Genomic DNA, 16,105 nt, shown 5'->3' on the forward strand with positions numbered 1-16,105 from the left:
TGCATTTGAAAATCGTTTGGGCGATATAGCGCCCGTCGCCGCAAGGTGGCGCCAACGGCCCCAACGACTACCACAGGCCGATGGATTTATGAGCGGGTGTAGCTCAGTGGTAGAGCACAACCTTGCCAAGGTTGGGGTCGAGGGTTCGAACCCCTTCGCCCGCTCCAAATTTTCCTAAAGACGCTGTAATCCTCGGTTCCCCGAGGATTTTGTCTTTTTGGGCTTTGCCGAAGTGGCACCACCTGCAAGCTCATATCTTTTGGCAAATATTTATAAGCATCTGATTTCCATATATATTTTCCGTAGATCGCCGTAGCCTCTTCGTCGTCGCTCCTCATCGGATAGCGTCATGTCACCTGACCGGCGCTTGACGATTCGTATCACCCGGCCTACCGTTGAGGCATTCACCAGGGGGGTCCCGGCAAGGGGCTGAGATACTGCTGGACGATATGGCCTAGGCCTTTTCGTGGCGCAGTGACCCGTTGAACCTGATCCAGTTCATACTGGCGTAGGGACGGTGCAAGCGCTCGAAGGCCGGGATTCCCGCATGGAATCCGTGCCGGCGTCTTTTCATCATTCCGGCTGATGACTGGGTCTCCAATCGAAAACTTGGAGCCTCAAACCATGAATATCGCCGCAAAGACCATCACCCCAACAGTTACCACAGGCCCGCTGCCGGCCTCCCGCAAGATCTACGTCCCAGGTGACATCCACCCCGATATCCGCGTTCCCATGCGCGAGATCAGCGTCCACCCCACCTCCGGCGAGCCGCCGGTCACGGTCTATGATTCGTCCGGCATCTACACCGTCGAAGGCGCCGATATCAGCATCGAGCGCGGCCTGCCCGCGCTGCGGCGCGACTGGGTTCTCGCCCGTGGTGACGTCGAGGCCTATGACGGCCGGCAGGTGCGCCCCGAAGACAACGGCTTTGCCAGCGGCGAGCGGCTAACGCCCGAATTCCCGGCAAAGCGCCAACCTCTGCGCGCCAGGGACGGCAAGGCCGTGACCCAGCTCGCCTATGCCCGCGCCGGCATCATCACGCCGGAGATGGAGTTCATCGCGATCCGCGAAAATCTCGGCCGGAAGGCGCAGGCCGAGGCCATGATCCGGGACGGCGAGAGCTTCGGCGCTCATATCCCCGACCACGTCACCCCGGAATTCGTGCGCCAGGAAGTGGCCGCCGGCCGCGCCATCATCCCCGCCAACATCAACCACCCGGAAGCCGAACCGATGATCATCGGCAGAAACTTCCTGGTGAAGATCAATGCCAATATCGGCAACTCCGCCGTCACCTCCTCGATGGCCGAAGAGGTCGAGAAGATGGTCTGGGCGGCGCGCTGGGGCGCCGATACCGTCATGGACCTCTCCACCGGCCGCAACATCCACAACATCCGCGAATGGATCATCCGCAACTCGCCGCTGCCGATAGGCACCGTGCCGCTCTACCAGGCGCTGGAGAAGGTCGAGGGCATTGCCGAGAACCTGACCTGGGAGGTTTATCGCGACACGTTGATCGAGCAGGCCGAACAGGGCGTCGACTATTTCACCATCCATGCCGGCGTGCGGCTTCACTACATCCCGCTGACCGTCAACCGCGTTACCGGCATCGTCTCGCGCGGCGGCTCGATCATGGCCAAGTGGTGTCTTCATCACCACCGCGAGAGCTTCCTCTACGAGCATTTCGAGGAGATCTGCGACATCTGCCGCGCCTATGACGTCTCCTTCTCGCTGGGCGACGGCCTGCGCCCCGGCTCGATCGCCGACGCCAACGACGCCGCGCAATTCGCCGAACTGGAAACGCTGGGCGAACTGACGAAGATCGCCTGGGCCAGGGATTGCCAGGTTATGATCGAAGGCCCCGGCCATGTGCCGATGCACAAGATCAAGGAAAACATGGACAAGCAGCTCGCCGTCTGCGGCGAGGCCCCCTTCTACACGCTCGGGCCGCTGACGACCGATATCGCGCCGGGCTACGACCACATCACCTCAGGCATCGGTGCGGCGATGATCGGCTGGTTCGGCACCGCGATGCTCTGCTACGTCACGCCGAAAGAGCATCTCGGCCTGCCCGATCGCAACGACGTGAAAACCGGCGTCATCACCTACAAGATAGCCGCCCACGCCGCCGATCTCGCCAAGGGACACCCGGCCGCCCAGCTGCGCGACGATGCGCTGTCGCGCGCCCGCTTCGAGTTCCGCTGGGAGGATCAGTTCAACCTCTCGCTCGACCCGGAGACCGCCCGCAGCTTCCACGACGAGACGCTGCCCAAGGAGGCACACAAGGTCGCGCATTTCTGCTCCATGTGCGGCCCGAAATTCTGCTCGATGCGGATTTCCCACGACATCCGCGCCGAGGCGCAAAAGGAAGGGCTGGACGCCATGGCGGCGAAGTACCGGGACGGCGGCGACCTCTACATGGCAGTCGATGCCAGCACGGCCGGCTGAGATGCGTGTCCTCGTCAAAGGGGCCGGCATCGCCGGCCTCACCGTCGCATGGGAATTGCAAAAACGTGGCGCCGACGTGGTGGTGGTCAACCCGCAAACGAACTTCGCCAGCGCTGCCTCCTGGCTAGCCGGTGGAATGCTCGCGCCATGGTGCGAGCGCGAAAGCGCTGACGCCCAGGTGCTGAAAAGAGGTGAGGACGCCCCGGACCGCTGGGAAGCCATCCTGCCAGAACTAGTGACGAGAAACGGCACGCTGGTGGTGGCGCCACCGCGCGACTACGGCGAGCTGAAGCGGTTCGCTGGCCGGACGACAGGGTATCGATGGGTTGACGAAGCAGAGATCGCCGCGCTCGAGCCCAGTCTTGCTGGTCGCTTTCGCGAGGGCCTGTTCTTCCCGCGCGAAGCCCATCTCGATCCGCGGCAGATTCTGACGGCGCTCCGCACCAATCTCGCGGCTGCGGGCGCTATCTTCACAACCGAAACCGACGAGGACGACGGCTACGATCGCGTCATCGATTGCACCGGCGCGACCCGCATCGGAACCCTCCCTGGCCTGCGTGGCGTCAGGGGCGAGATGCTCTACCTCAAGACCGACGAAATCTCGCTTGCCCGGCCCGTCCGCCTGCTGCATCCGCGCATTCCCGTCTATATCGTTCCACGCGGCAATGGTCTCTTCATGGTCGGTGCCACGATGATCGAGGCGGAATTTTCAGACCCGATTTCCGCCCGGTCTCTGATGGAACTGCTGAATGCGGCTTATGCCGTGCATCCGGCTTTTGCCGATGCCACCTTGACGGAAACCGGTGCCGGCATTCGGCCGACATTCCCAGACAATTTCCCGCACGTCGCCCGCAACGGCAACGTCATCACCCTGAACGGGCTCTACCGGCACGGCTTCCTGCTGGCGCCGACGATGGCGGCGGAAGCCGTGAATCTTGCCTTCAGCGACCACCCGAGAGGAGAGAGATCCCTATGAAATTGATCGTCAATGGAGAGCCCCAGGACAACGAAGTATCGACGCTATCAGAGTTGCTGACGTCGCTGGACTACGAGGGCGACTGGCTGGCAACCGCGGTGAACGGCGAACTCGTCCATCGCGAGGATCGCCAGGATTATGCACTCAACGACGACGACAGGGTCGAAATCCTGTCTCCGATGCAGGGAGGCTAACGATGCCTACATTCTATGGAGTAGACGTCGAATCCCGTCTGCTGTTGGGCACCGCCCGGTACCCCTCGCTCGTTAAGCTCGCCGAAGCGGTCCGCCAGTCGCAAACGGAAATCGTGACGGTTTCTCTTCGCCGGGAAGCTGCGGGCGGCCGCAACGGCGGCGCCTTCTTCGAGATGATCCGAGGGCTCGGCGTCCGCGTTCTGCCGAACACCGCCGGCTGCCACGGCGTATCGGAAGCCGTGCTGACGGCGAAGATGGCGCGCGAGGTCTTCGCGACGAACTGGATCAAGCTGGAAGTCATCGGCAATCACGACACGCTGCAGCCTGATGTTTTCGGCCTCGTCGAAGCCGCCCGCATCCTGACCGGCGAAGGCTTCGAGGTCTTCCCCTACACGACTGATGACCTCGTCGTGGGCGAGCGGCTGCTGGAAGCAGGCTGCAGGGTATTGATGCCCTGGTGCGCACCGATCGGCAGTGCCGCCGGCCCGCTCAACCCGTCGGCGTTGAGGGCGATGCGCGCCCACTTCCCCGAAGTTCCGCTTATTGTGGACGCTGGCATCGGGCGGCCATCGCACGCGACGGCGGTCATGGAGCTGGGCTTCGATGCCGTCCTGCTCAATACGGCTGTTGCCGGCGCCGGCGATCCCGTGGCCATGGCGGGCGCCTTCGCGAAAGCGATCGACGCAGGACGGCAAGCCTACGAAGCCGGAATGCTCGAACCCCGCGACATGGCGGTGCCGTCCACACCCGTCATCGGAAAGGCAGTTTTTGCATGAAACTCGATCCCTTTTATCTGATCGTCGGCACTTCGGAGTGGATAGCCCGCCTCGTGCCGCTCGGTGTCAAACTCGTGCAGTTGCGGATCAAGGACCGCGGCGAAACGGAACTGCGCAAGGAGATTCGCAACGCAAAGGCAATCTGTGCCGCCAATCGATGCCAGTTGATCGTCAACGACTACTGGCATCTTGCGATCGAGGAGGGCTGCGACTTCGTCCATCTCGGGCAGGAGGATCTTTTGGACGCTGACCTCGGAGCGATCCGAAGCGCGGGCCTGAAGCTCGGCGTCTCCACCCACGATGCCGCAGAACTGACGGAAGCCCTTGCCGCGGAGCCCGATTATATCGCGCTCGGCCCCATTTACGCGACGATACTCAAGCAGATGAAATGGGCTCCCCAGGGTCTGGAGCGGCTTCATCACTGGAGATCACTTGTCGGCGATCTGCCGCTTGTTGCGATCGGCGGGCTGAATCTTGATCGCATCGACGGCGTCTTCGAGCACGGTGCCGACAGCGCCGCTGTCGTGACCGATATAACCTTGAACGAGAACCCCGAAAAAAGAACGCGACAATGGATCGCGGCAACCAACTCAAAAAGGATTGATTTGCGCTGACCGTTTCAACATGGTGAACACAGGACAGGAAACAAATCGGGCTTAGAACGCATGCTACAACGGACCGACGAGGCGGATAGCGCACTGATCGACAGGTTGCAGAAGGCCGCGTTCAGCTATTTCCTGAAACACTACAACCCCGACAACGGCCTCGTCGCCGATACGTCCGTTGCTGGCGTGCCCTGCAGCATCGCGGCGGTCGGCTTCGCGTTGTCCTCCTATACCGTGGCCGTCGAGCGCGGCTGGATGGAGCGGGCGGATGCGGCGGAGCGCACGAAGAAAACGCTTTGCTTCTTCGCCGAGGGCCATCAGGGCCGCGAACGACACGCGATCGGGTATAAGGGTTTTTTCTACCATTTCCTGCACATGGATACCGGCCACCGTGCCTGGAACAGCGAGCTTTCCACCATCGACACGACGTTGCTGGTGGCAGGCATGCTGACGGCGGCAAGCTATTTCGATGGTCCTGATGAGATCGAGGCCGACATCAGGCGGCTGACAGCGCTTGTTTACGAACGGATCGACTGGCATTGGGCGCTGAACAAGGGCGAGACCATCTGCATGGGCTGGAAGCCGGGCAGCGGTTTCCTGCGCTGGCGCTGGCAGGGCTATGACGAAGCGGTGCTGCTCTACACGCTGGCGCTCGCCTCTCCCACCCATCCGGTCCCGCAAGCAAGCTACGACGCGTTCACCTCGAGCTATTCATGGATGTTGTTCGGCGAGCAGCCATATCTCTACGCCGGCCCACTGTTCATCCATTTCTTCTCGCATGCTTGGATCGATTTCCGTGGCATTCAGGACAAGCCGATGCTGGAGCGGAATCTCGATTACTTCCGCAACACCCGGATCTCGATTGCCGTGCAGCGTGAGTATGCCGAGCGCAATCCCGGCCATTTCGTAGGCTACAACAGAGATGTCTGGGGGCTCTCGGCGTCCGATGGTCCGCCGCCGACGCGCAACATGCGCGGCGGTCGCCACCCGCGCGTACTCGGTTATGCCGCCCGCGGTGCGCCGCTCGGTCCGGATGACGGCACGATCGCGCCCTGGGCAGCACTTGCGTCGCTCCCCTACGATCGCCAGGCGTCGATCGACGGCGTGCGCGCATTGCTTTCGACCTATCCCGAGCTGCTCTACGAGGACCGCTTTCCCGGCGGCTTCAATCCGACCGTGAAGACGAAACGGCCGGAGGGCTGGGTCGATGACCGTTGTGTCGGCATCGACCAGGGCCTTCTCGTGATGTCGATCGAGAACGATCGCTCCGACTTCATCTGGAACCTGATGCGCCGATCGCCTGAAATCCGGCGAGGCTTGGAACTGGCCGGCTTTACCGGGGGCTGGCTGGACGAAAGCGTAAGAGAGACCGAACGAAGATCAGCTTGACGCCCGGCCGGTAAAGACATGCGCCTTGCCAGCGATGTCGAGGCGAACGCGGTCGCCGCGCGCCGGCAATGCTACACTGGAGGTCTTGATCAGGATCGGCGGGAGCGCAACACCCTCGAGCGAAACCGACACCGTGCAGGTCGCGCCGCCGAACTCGACCTCCACGACGCGACCGCCGTAGTTCGAATTGTTCTCATCCGTCACGACGCGGATCTGCTCCGGCCGCAGCATGATCTCCACCTTGCCGGTGTGGCTGCCATCGACAGCGACCCGACCGAGCGCGCAATCCGCAAGACCGTCCCTGACGATCGCCGGCAGGATCACGGCATCACCGAGGAAAAGGGCGGTCTCACGATCGCGCGGCTGTCTGTAGAGCGACTGTGGCGAGCCGGACTGGACAAGCCGTCCTTCACGCAGCACCGCAACCTGATTGGCGAATGATAGCGCTTCGGCCTGGTCGTGGGTGACGAGGATCGTGGTAATCCCGGCAGCCTGCAGTACACGCGCCACCGCCTTGCGCATGTTCTCGCGCAGGCCCGTATCGAGAGCCGAGAACGGTTCGTCGAGCAGCATCAGCCGCGGCTGGCGGCCAAGCGCGCGTGCGAGCGCCACACGCTGTTGCTGCCCGCCCGACAGCTGATGCGGCCGACGCGACAGCATGTTGCGGTCCAGTTCGACCATATCGAGCAGTTCGGCAATCCGCGCGTCACGGCCAGCCGCGCCACGCGCGATGCCAAAGCCGATGTTCTCGGCAACGTTCAGATGCGGAAAGAGCGCGCCCTCCTGCGATACGATCCCGATGCCGCGCTTATGCGCGGGAACGGCAGTCGGACCATCGGCAAGGAGATCGCCTTCAAGTGTGACGCGACCGGTATCGGGCTGCTCGAAGCCGGCGATGATGCGCAGAAGCGTGGTCTTGCCCGAGCCCGAAGGACCAACGATCGCCGTCCGGCTGCTTGCCTCGACATTCAGCGAAATGTTGTCCAACGCCTGGACGCGGCTGTAGCGCTTGCTGATGCCGTTGATGGTAAGCAGCGTCATTGTCCGGCAGTCCGTTTCGATTGAGCATGGAGAAGAAGGGTTAGCGGCAATGACAGAACGACCATCATGAACGCATAGGGCGCGGCCGACACGTAGTCGATCTCACTGGTGAGCGACCAGAACTTCGTCGCAAGCGTCTCGACGCCGTTCGGCGCCAGCATCAGCGTTGCGGTCAGTTCGTTGGTAATGCCAAGCGCGACTAGGGCGATACTCGCCGCGGCACCGGGCGCTGCGAGCCGCATGGTGATCTGCCGAACGGCTTGGGACGGTGTCCGGCCAAGTCCCATCGCCGCCCGTTCAAGCTCCACCGGCGCCTGCGCAATGCTTGCCCGCAGGCCGACCATCGCGCGGGGCAGGAAGAGCAGGACATAGGCAAGCAGCAGCGTCGCGAATGTCTGGTAGAGCGGCAAAACGAGCCGAACGGTGATCGTCACGAGGGCAAGCGCCACGACGACACCCGGGAGCGAGCCGACGTAATAGTGGCAGGCTTCAAGAATGCGCTGAAGGCGTCCCGGCGCGCGGACGGAGAGCCACGCCATGGGCGTCGCCGCGATCGTCGCCAGGATACCACCGACAATGGCAAGAATGATCGTCTGCCCGAAGGCATTGCCGACCGTATCCAGGCGCCAGATGCCGAGCCCGCCAAGATAGAGCCAGCGCGCCAGCGTCACCAGGGGAACGCCGAGCGTCAGAAGCGCCAGAACCAGCGGCAGAGCAATCGCAGGCACTACCCACCAGCCCAGACGGCGCCGATCGGTCGGCCGCGCTGCGCCCGAACCGACGCGCGCATAGCGTTCGTTGCCCCGGATCAGCACCTCGAGGGAAAGCAACAGCAGGCAGCAAGCGACCAGCACGCCGCCGAGCATGTTCGCTGCCGGGCTGTTATAGGCCGACTGAAACTGATCAACGATCGCCGTGGCAAAGGTGTCGAAGCGGATCATCACGTAGAGCCCGTATTCCGACAACAGGTGCAGCGCGATCAGCAACGAGCCGCCGCAGATCGCCAATCGCAATTGCGGCAGTATCGTCCGGAAGAAGACCCCCCAGGAGTTCAGACCAAGGGAAGCAGCCGCATCCTCGATCGCCGGATCGAGCCGCCGCAAGGCAGCAGCGACGGGCAGATAGAGAAACGGATAATAGGCGATCACGGAAACGAAGACGCCGCTCGTCAGCCCGCGCATGCCCGGAACCAGGCTGACCCAGGCGTAGCTGTGTACGAAAGCCGGCACGGCAAGAGGAGCAACCGCAAGCCAGGACCATAGCCGCGCGAGGGGTATATCGGTGCGCTCGGTAAGCCACGCCAAGGTGACAGCCAGCGCGATCGAGAGCGGCACCGTGAGCGCTTCCAGGAAAACCGTATTGACCAGCAACTCGCCAACGCGCGGACGAAACACGAGTTCGCGCACGGTCTGCCAGCCGACATCGATGGTGATCCAGGCAATGAAGCCGAGCGGAACGAGGCTGAGCAACGCAACGAAGGAGGCGATGAAGACGACGGAGACATGCGGCATGCGGAAACGCAGCCGGCCCAATCCCTTAACTGGCCGCACCTTTGGCGCATCATGGCCAGGAGCGAGCAATCTATTGTCTTGCAGCAAGGCAACCGCCTTCAAACGCTGAAAAAGGAAGGCAACCGCTTATGGAAAAGCGGTTGCCACTGCGCATGCCGTAAGGTTTTCTTGAGCCAAAAGCAACAGTTTTGGCTTAGAAGACCGATGCGGAGGAACTTAGATGAGGCCGGCAGCCGTCATCAGTTCCGTGACCTTCTTGCTGTTGAGCTTCGCAGCATCAACCTTGGGCGCATTCAGTTCGCTCAGCGGAACAAGCTTGTCGTTCGAAGCGGCATCCTTGCCAATGGCGTATTCATAGGACGTGCCCGTCTTCAGGATGTCCTGACCGGCCTTGCTGGTCACGTACTTGAGGAAGGCCTGCGCCTCTTTCGCGTGCTGGCTCGACTTGAGGACGCCGCCGCCGGAAATGCTGACGAATGCGCCCGGGTCCTGGTTCTTGAAGTAGTGAAGCGCGACGTTCTTGCTGTTTTCGCCGGTCTTCGCCTGATCGCCGAACCAGTAGTAGTGATAGATGACGGCGCCTTCGACTTCGCCCGCGTTGACCGCCTTCATGGCAACGCTGTTACCCTTGTAGGGGGTTGCGTTTTCCTTGAGTGCCTTCAACCAGGCAGCCGTTGCTTCCTCGCCCTTGAGCTCAAGCAGAGCGCTGACGATCGCCTGGAAATCAGCGCCGGCCGGAGATGCACCCCAGCGGCCCTTCCAGGCCGGATCAGCCAGATCGAGCAGCGACTTCGGCAGCTTGTCCTCGGTCAACTTGGTCTTGTCGTACACAAAGACCGTCGAACGAGCGGCAATGCCGGTCCACATGCCGTCCGACGGGCGATACTCTTCCGGAACCTGAGCCAGCGTGTCCTTGTCAACAGGAGCAAAGAGGCCGGCGCTGTCCACCAGCGTCATTGCCGGCGAGTTCTCGGTGAGAAAGACGTCGGCGGGAGAAGCGTCGCCTTCCTGAATGATCTGGTTGGCGAACTGCATGTCGCTGCCCTGACGCATCGTCACTTTGATGCCGGTCTCCTTGGTGAAGGCATCGACCCATTCGCGACCAAGGCTTTCATGCTGCGCATTGTAGACCACGATGCCTTCGGAATCGTCTGCCCGTGCAACGCCGCTCGTCAGCGCAGTTGCCGTAAACAAAGCCGTGGCGACAGCCATTGCACCCGAAAGACGGTTAAAGGAAAAGTCCATGATACCCTCCATGCTGGTTCACTCCACGTCCCGGACGCGGTGAAGCTCGTATATTTTTCTTGAATTAGCATTTCAAGTTTACGCGCAAGCCTGTCGATCACAAATGCTTGAAATATCTCATCAATTTTAGAACACTTCTAGACAAGGGACTGTTCGGAAACAAAAAGGCGACGGCACGATTGCGCCGTCGCCCTTCTATGCAGAATAACAGCGATCACTCGACGTCGAACTTGACGCCTTGTGCAAGCGGCAGGGTCTTGCCGTAGTTGATCGTATTCGTCGCGCGGCGCATGTAGCTTTTCCACGCATCGGACCCGGACTCGCGGCCGCCGCCCGTCTCCTTTTCGCCGCCGAACGCGCCGCCGATTTCAGCGCCGGAAGGTCCGAGGTTGACGTTGGCGATGCCGCAGTCGGAACCGCGAGCCGAAACGAACGCCTCGGCCTCGCGTATATCGTTCGTGAAGATCGACGACGATAGGCCCTGCGGAACGGCATTGTGCAGTTCGACCGCTTCATCGAAGTCGCTGTACTTCATCACGTAGAGGATCGGCGCGAAGGTTTCGTGCTCCACCGGGCCGGACTGCGACGGCATTTCGACGAGGGCAGGACGAACGTAGTAAGCCTCGGAGGCACCGTTTTCGACGCGATCGCCACCGGTGACCTTGCCGCCGACGGCCTTGGCTTCTGTCAATGCCGACTGCATCTTGTCGAAGGCCTGCTTGTCGATCAGCGGCCCGACGAGCGTGCCGCTCTCGAGCGGATTGCCGATGGAGACCGAACCATAGGCCTTCTGTAGGCGCGGAACGAGTTTGTCGTACACGCTTTCATGCACGAACAGGCGGCGCAAGGTCGTGCAGCGCTGACCGGCCGTGCCCATCGCGGAGAAGGCGACGCCGCGCAGCGTCAGGTCGAGGTCGGCGGTCGGGCAGATGATCGCCGCATTGTTTCCGCCGAGCTCCAGAATGGCCCGCGCGAAACGCTGTGAAAGCCGTGGACCAACCGCCCGGCCCATGGCCGTGGAGCCCGTCGCCGATACCAACGGCACCTTCGGATTATCGACCAGAACCTCGCCAAGCTCGCGTCCGCCGATCAGCAACGCACAAAGGTTGGCCGGCGCCTGGCCGCCTTCGGCAACATAGCGCTTCAGCGCCCTTTCGAAGAGCGCCTGGGTCGCCAGCGCCGTCAACGGCGTTTTCTCGGACGGCTTCCAGATGACGGAGTTGCCGCAAACCAGCGCAAGGGCTGCGTTCCACGACCAGACCGCGACAGGGAAATTGAACGCCGAGATGATGCCGACGACGCCGAGCGGATGCCAGCTTTCCATCATGCGATGCTCGGAACGTTCGGTCGCGATCGTCAGACCGTAGAGCTGCCGCGACAAGCCGACGGCGAAGTCGCAGATATCGATCATTTCCTGGACTTCGCCCAGCCCCTCGGAGGTGATCTTGCCAACTTCGATGGAAACGAGGCGACCAAGAGCCGTCTTCGCGGCGCGCAGTTCTTCACCGAGCAGGCGGACCAACTCGCCGCGCTTCGGCGCGGGAACGGAACGCCACTCGAGGAAAGCCTTGTGCGCTTCGGCGACTGCAGCCTTTGCGTCGCCGGCTGAATGTTCCTTCAGCGCGCCGATTTCCTTGCCGGTGACAGGCGAGGTGACGCGAAGCGTGCCGCCTGTAAAGCGGTCCGCCTGGACGCCAAGGTCGGCAAGCAGTGTCTTTGTCTCAGTGGCGAGATCGATTGCGTTGATAGTCATGTCGTGTTCCAACCTCATATTTTTAAAGACGTGCATCGGCGAAGTGGGCGACTTGCGCGCCAGCCTCGTACCATAATTCCTTGACGGCGCGGAAGCGCGGTTCGGCCGGCGCCGTCATCGGCAAGGGCAGATCGGCCTCGCTGAGATGGCCGAGGATATGCTGCGCGAGCGTGCGCCCGAAAACCGTTCCCGGTGCGATACCACGGCCGTTATATCCGGAAAAACCGACGACGTTGGGTGCGAACTTGTGGAATCGCGGCAGAGCATTGTCGGTCATACCGATCTTGCCGTACCACTCGCATTCAAACTCGACATCGCCGATCTGCGGAAACAGCTTGCGCAGCGAGCGCTTGGCCCACGCCTTGTGCACGGAGAGCCCAGTGTTGCGCAGCGCCCCGACACTGCCGAATATAAGGCGTCCTGCCTTGTCCATACGATAGGACGACAGGATTTCCTTCGTGTCCCATACGCCTTCACGACCGGCGAGGATCGACTTGCGCAGATTGTCGCTCAGCGGCGTCGTCGCGAAATTGAAGTAGGGCAGGTGCACCTGCTCGTTGCGGACCTGCTGCCATGGCCCGACGCTATAGGCATCGGTCGACACCACGACCCAATCGGCGGTCACATCGCCCTTCTCGGTCCGAACCGTCCAGCGGCTGCCATTCTTCTCGGCGGCAATGACCGGGCTCGACGTGTGGAGACGAACGCCCGCGGCGGCGACCGCATGAGCAAGACCGCGGGCATAGGCCAGCGGCTGCAACGTCCCGGCACGCATGTCGAGCAGAGCACCGGTGTAGGCGTCGGTGCCGACGCGTCTCGCTGTTTCCGCTGCGTTGAGCAACGTCACGGCGGCGCCACGCGCTGCCCACTGGCTGTGGCGGTCCTCGATCTCCTTCAGGCCATCCGGCCCGACGGCAACATGAAGGGTGCCATTGCGCTCCAGTTCGCAAGAGATCGAGTGCTTTTCAATCAGCTCCATCACCAGTTTGGGCGCGTTGCCGAGAAGGTCGAGCAGCCGCTCGCCATAGACAGGGCCGAGCACGCCGGGCAGGTCATTCGGCATGACCCACATCCCGGCATTGATCAGCCCGACATTTCGGCCGGCACCGCCGAAGCCGACTTCCCTTGCCTCCAGCAAAACCACCTTCGCCCCGGCTTCCGCCAGATGCAGGCTCGCCGAAAGGCCGGTGTAGCCTCCACCGATGACAACGACGTCGGCGGAAATGCTCCCGTCCAAAAATGAGGTCGCGGGCGCCGGTGGAGCGGTCTTTTCCCAAAGCCCGTGGGAGCGCGGATCATTCAGCATCAAGCTTGTCCATGAAACGAGATAGACGGCATTGTAGCGCCAGTGGATTACTCAGGAAACTCTCAGGCGACCGGCCTCAACTGTAGCGCCGCAAGCCCGAGCAAGTCGATGGCGGTTTCGAGCGATCGGGCCTGCCGTTCCGCATAAAGATCGAGCTCGTCCGTGACATCCCCGCCAAGCGCGTCCTCGAATGCCGCGCGGTTCGACCGGGTCGCATAGTTCTGCTGCTGGTCGGTCCCCAAATTGGATTGGAAAATACCGGCGGCGCTGACGGGCAGGAAGTCTTCGTAGACGATCGGGTCGAACGTCAGATATCCCTTCGCGATCAGCTCCTCGACATTCGACGGCAGCTGTCCGCCGACCGCAGCCGCAATACCCGCAGGCGTCGCGGAATAATGGAAGAATGCCAGCTCCTGTCGCCGAAGGGCACTCCAGTTGTCCGGCAGCTGCTGGAAGCGCTCGGAGAGCTCTGCGTCATAATCTCTGGCCTTCGCACCAGCGGCGCCAACCTGCACTTCGCCGCGAACGGAAGCCAGCAGCCGATCGTAGACCGCCCGACCCTTCGCCGTCAGCGCAACGCCGCGCTGTTCGATTTCCCCGAAGCGGGCCGTGTGGGTTCCTTCGGCTACTCCATCAGCGCCAGCAAACAGGATCGATTCCTCCAGTGCCTTGAAGCTCGTCTGGCGCAACAGGATATCGCACGCCCGCCGTGGCGGCCCCTCGATGACAGCCTTCGGCGTAATGCCACGCTGAGGCATCCGCTGCTGAACGGCATCGATATCAAGCGTCCGTGGCGTCAGGTGGTTGATATGGGGCCCCTTGAAGCTGACGACATCGGCAATCAGACGATGGGCGTCATGCAGGCGCTTGTAGGTCTCGGCAGTGACGGTCGCTTCGCCGTGCCAGCGAAACGTTTCGAGCGCTTCGGCAACGAATTCTGTCGCTTCCGCCTCGGTCAGCCCGCCCGCCCGCTCATGCCGCTCGATCAGCTCGATGGCGCGCTCGGTGTAGATGCGGCGTCTTACGAGAATCTCCGCAGCTTCCGCACGCAGCCCTTCATCCTCGATCAGCTCGAGACGCAGCAGGGATGTGAATACCCGGAACGGGTTGATGCTCAGCGATTGATCGTCGATCGGGCGGAAGCAGGTGGAGTGAACCGGGACACCGGCGACCGAGAGATCATAGTAGCCGACGGACTGCATGCCCATGACGGCAAAGAGCCGGCTGATAGTGTGGAGTTCCTCCGCGGTGCCGAGACGGATCGCACCGTGGCGCTCCACGTCGATACGCTCCAACTCGCCCGCACGCGTCAGTCGCTCGCGAAGATCGGCATTCATGGCGAGCACTTCGGCATTCACCTCGGCGACCAATTCCAGCAGCGTTCCGTACTGGGGCACCTCGGCCCGATACATCTGCGACATCGCCTCCGTGAAAAGAGAGCGAATGCGATCTGTGGAAACGAAACCTGCCTGCATGGTGAACTCCGCGCTCATTCCGAATTTGATCGATAGAGTCCTTTACAAGCGCACATAAGCCAGAAATATCGACATTTAGGAAATAGCTCATTCTCAAATGGAATGACCCATGCTGCCGTCGCGACGCTTTTTACCTTCCACATCGCTGCTCAGCGCCTTCGAGTCCGTGGCGAGAACCGGCAGCGTCACCGCCGCTGCGCGCGAACTCGACCTGACACAAAGCGCTGTCAGCAGGCAGATCAGGGCTCTGGAAGAGCAACTCGGCGTCGAACTCTTCATTCGCGAGCGCCAGACGGTGCGGTTGACGATGGCTGGCGACAGCTATGCTCGCGAGATTCGCGAAGCATTGCGGCGTATTTCCAACGCCTCGCTGAACCTGCGCGCCAATCCGCACGGCGGCACGCTCAACCTCGCCATTCTCCCGACCTTCGGAACGCGCTGGCTGGCGCCTCGTCTTGGCCGTTTCCTGGCAACCAACCCCGGCGTGACGATCAACCTCGTCACGCGGCTCTCCTCCTTCGACTTCCGCCTCGATTCGATCGACGCCGCCATCCACTTCGGCCACGCCCATTGGCCGGGAGCCGAGCTGACATTTCTGATGTCCGAGAGAACCGTTCCCGCCTGCAGCCCGATCTTCCGCGATCTCCACGCGATCAATAGCGCGGAAGATTTGCTCGACCTGCCACTGCTGCATCTGACAACGCGACCGGATGCCTGGGAACAGTGGTTCGGCGACAATGCCGTGCCGTTCCAGAACGTTCATGGCATGCTGTTCGATCAGTTTGCGACCGCCGCGCAGGCTGCCATCGCTGGCCTTGGAGTGGCGCTGCTGCCGACATTCCTCATCGAAGAGGAGCGCAAAAGGGGCGACCTCGTCGCCGCCGTCGATCGCGAGACAGAGAGCAGCGAGCGATATTATCTCGCCTATCCGCCTGAGCGTGCGGATTATGCGCCCCTGGCGGCCTTTCGCGACTGGATCGTACTGGAAGCTTCCGCATAACAGCTTGCGTCCATACGGTCATTTCGACCATTATGCGGCCCGAACTGAACTCTACGCAGGAACTCCCCATGAAGCCGATTTTCGTCCAGCTCCAGTGCGCTCCAGGCAAGACCTACGAGGTTGCCGACGCCATCTACCAGACCGAGCTGGTGTCGGAACTTTATTCCACGAGCGGCGACTATGATCTTCTCCTGAAAGTCTACATCCAGGAAGGGCAGGATATCGGCAAATTCATTAACGACAACATTGCCAACATCCCGGGGATCGTTCGCTCCCTCACGACGCTGACCTTCAAGGCTTTCTGATTGAGGATCATGATCGGTTAACTTTGCCGACGACTAAAACAAGCAAAGACGGCGTTTAAACGCCACTTTAACGACGCGCGTAGT

Annotated in this window: 14 protein-coding genes, 1 tRNA gene and 1 riboswitch; of the genes, 9 read left to right on the top strand and 6 right to left on the bottom strand. The window is 61.8% G+C overall.

Annotated elements, in window-relative coordinates:
• Window positions 1-92 precede the first annotated feature (92 nt).
• From ASE04_RS01200 to ASE04_RS01230, 7 genes are all read left to right on the top strand, one after another.
• Window positions 93-167 (top strand) — tRNA-Gly (locus ASE04_RS01200).
• 232 nt (window positions 168-399) lie between these two features.
• Window positions 400-533: riboswitch (TPP riboswitch) on the top strand.
• 91 nt (window positions 534-624) lie between these two features.
• Entirely contained in the window at window positions 625-2,445 is a 1,821-nt protein-coding gene (thiC, locus tag ASE04_RS01205; protein WP_056810644.1) for a phosphomethylpyrimidine synthase ThiC, read from the top strand.
• Window position 2,446: 1 nt separating this feature from the next.
• Entirely contained in the window at window positions 2,447-3,421 is a 975-nt protein-coding gene (gene thiO, locus ASE04_RS01210) for a glycine oxidase ThiO (protein ID WP_056811297.1), read from the top strand.
• On the top strand, window positions 3,418-3,615 hold the full coding sequence (thiS, locus tag ASE04_RS01215; protein WP_056810647.1) for a sulfur carrier protein ThiS: 198 nt from the start codon (window positions 3,418-3,420) through the stop codon (window positions 3,613-3,615). Before thiO ends, thiS begins: the two co-directional genes overlap by 4 nt.
• 2 nt (window positions 3,616-3,617) lie before the next feature.
• Entirely contained in the window at window positions 3,618-4,391 is a 774-nt protein-coding gene (locus ASE04_RS01220; RefSeq protein WP_056810649.1) for a thiazole synthase, read from the top strand.
• Window positions 4,388-5,005: a thiamine phosphate synthase gene (locus ASE04_RS01225; protein ID WP_056810651.1), complete on the top strand. Its 618-nt coding sequence runs from the start codon at window positions 4,388-4,390 to the stop codon at window positions 5,003-5,005. Before ASE04_RS01220 ends, ASE04_RS01225 begins: the two co-directional genes overlap by 4 nt.
• A 51-nt stretch (window positions 5,006-5,056) precedes the next feature.
• Window positions 5,057-6,385, top strand: a complete 1,329-nt coding sequence (locus ASE04_RS01230; protein ID WP_056810655.1) for a glucoamylase family protein — start codon at window positions 5,057-5,059, stop codon at window positions 6,383-6,385.
• Here ASE04_RS01230 and ASE04_RS01235 read toward each other — a convergent pair.
• From ASE04_RS01235 to hglS, 6 genes are all read right to left on the bottom strand, one after another.
• Window positions 6,377-7,426: an ABC transporter ATP-binding protein gene (locus ASE04_RS01235; protein WP_056810658.1), complete on the bottom strand. Its 1,050-nt coding sequence runs from the start codon at window positions 7,424-7,426 to the stop codon at window positions 6,377-6,379. The two genes, ASE04_RS01230 and ASE04_RS01235, sit on opposite strands and share 9 nt — an antisense overlap.
• Complete coding sequence (locus ASE04_RS01240) at window positions 7,423-9,024, bottom strand: ABC transporter permease (RefSeq protein ID WP_244490310.1); 1,602 nt, start codon at window positions 9,022-9,024, stop codon at window positions 7,423-7,425. Before ASE04_RS01240 ends, ASE04_RS01235 begins: the two co-directional genes overlap by 4 nt.
• A gap of 129 nt (window positions 9,025-9,153) precedes the next feature.
• A complete protein-coding gene (locus ASE04_RS01245) occupies window positions 9,154-10,182 on the bottom strand; it encodes an iron ABC transporter substrate-binding protein (RefSeq protein WP_056810663.1) in 1,029 nt (342 codons plus the stop codon).
• 214 nt (window positions 10,183-10,396) lie between these two features.
• Window positions 10,397-11,935 carry an L-piperidine-6-carboxylate dehydrogenase gene (gene amaB, locus ASE04_RS01250; protein WP_056810666.1) on the bottom strand — a complete coding sequence of 513 codons (1,539 nt, stop codon included), beginning with the start codon at window positions 11,933-11,935 and terminating at the stop codon, window positions 10,397-10,399.
• A 22-nt stretch (window positions 11,936-11,957) separates the two neighbouring features.
• Window positions 11,958-13,241 carry an NAD(P)/FAD-dependent oxidoreductase gene (locus ASE04_RS01255; RefSeq protein ID WP_056810670.1) on the bottom strand — a complete coding sequence of 428 codons (1,284 nt, stop codon included), beginning with the start codon at window positions 13,239-13,241 and terminating at the stop codon, window positions 11,958-11,960.
• Between the two features lie 62 nt (window positions 13,242-13,303).
• Window positions 13,304-14,716 (bottom strand): 2-oxoadipate dioxygenase/decarboxylase HglS, encoded by a 1,413-nt coding sequence (gene hglS, locus ASE04_RS01260; protein ID WP_156408675.1) that lies wholly within the window; start codon window positions 14,714-14,716, stop codon window positions 13,304-13,306.
• A gap of 109 nt (window positions 14,717-14,825) precedes the next feature.
• Here hglS and ASE04_RS01265 point away from each other — a divergent pair, with 109 nt between their 5' ends.
• Window positions 14,826-15,716, top strand: a complete 891-nt coding sequence (locus ASE04_RS01265) for a LysR family transcriptional regulator (RefSeq protein WP_056810678.1) — start codon at window positions 14,826-14,828, stop codon at window positions 15,714-15,716.
• 68 nt (window positions 15,717-15,784) lie between these two features.
• Window positions 15,785-16,021: an Lrp/AsnC ligand binding domain-containing protein gene (locus ASE04_RS01270; protein WP_056810680.1), complete on the top strand. Its 237-nt coding sequence runs from the start codon at window positions 15,785-15,787 to the stop codon at window positions 16,019-16,021.
• Window positions 16,022-16,105: the final 84 nt, after the last annotated feature.

Source organism: Rhizobium sp. Root708 (assembly GCF_001429725.1).
Lineage (GTDB): Bacteria > Pseudomonadota > Alphaproteobacteria > Rhizobiales > Rhizobiaceae > Rhizobium.

What these genes read in the sequence shown, in the direction of transcription:
- ASE04_RS01245 (WP_056810663.1), bottom strand. Translation starts at nt 10,182, where the DNA reads ATGGACTTTTCCTTTAACCGTCTTTCGGGTGCAATGGCTGTCGCCACG.
- amaB (WP_056810666.1), bottom strand. Translation starts at nt 11,935, where the DNA reads ATGACTATCAACGCAATCGATCTCGCCACTGAGACAAAGACACTGCTT.
- ASE04_RS01235 (WP_056810658.1), bottom strand. Translation starts at nt 7,426, where the DNA reads ATGACGCTGCTTACCATCAACGGCATCAGCAAGCGCTACAGCCGCGTC.
- ASE04_RS01225 (WP_056810651.1), top strand. Translation starts at nt 4,388, where the DNA reads ATGAAACTCGATCCCTTTTATCTGATCGTCGGCACTTCGGAGTGGATA.
- thiS (WP_056810647.1), top strand. Translation starts at nt 3,418, where the DNA reads ATGAAATTGATCGTCAATGGAGAGCCCCAGGACAACGAAGTATCGACG.
- thiC (WP_056810644.1), top strand. Translation starts at nt 625, where the DNA reads ATGAATATCGCCGCAAAGACCATCACCCCAACAGTTACCACAGGCCCG.
- ASE04_RS01255 (WP_056810670.1), bottom strand. Translation starts at nt 13,241, where the DNA reads ATGCTGAATGATCCGCGCTCCCACGGGCTTTGGGAAAAGACCGCTCCA.
- hglS (WP_156408675.1), bottom strand. Translation starts at nt 14,716, where the DNA reads ATGCAGGCAGGTTTCGTTTCCACAGATCGCATTCGCTCTCTTTTCACG.
- ASE04_RS01270 (WP_056810680.1), top strand. Translation starts at nt 15,785, where the DNA reads ATGAAGCCGATTTTCGTCCAGCTCCAGTGCGCTCCAGGCAAGACCTAC.
- ASE04_RS01265 (WP_056810678.1), top strand. Translation starts at nt 14,826, where the DNA reads ATGCTGCCGTCGCGACGCTTTTTACCTTCCACATCGCTGCTCAGCGCC.
- ASE04_RS01230 (WP_056810655.1), top strand. Translation starts at nt 5,057, where the DNA reads ATGCTACAACGGACCGACGAGGCGGATAGCGCACTGATCGACAGGTTG.
- thiO (WP_056811297.1), top strand. Translation starts at nt 2,447, where the DNA reads ATGCGTGTCCTCGTCAAAGGGGCCGGCATCGCCGGCCTCACCGTCGCA.
- ASE04_RS01220 (WP_056810649.1), top strand. Translation starts at nt 3,618, where the DNA reads ATGCCTACATTCTATGGAGTAGACGTCGAATCCCGTCTGCTGTTGGGC.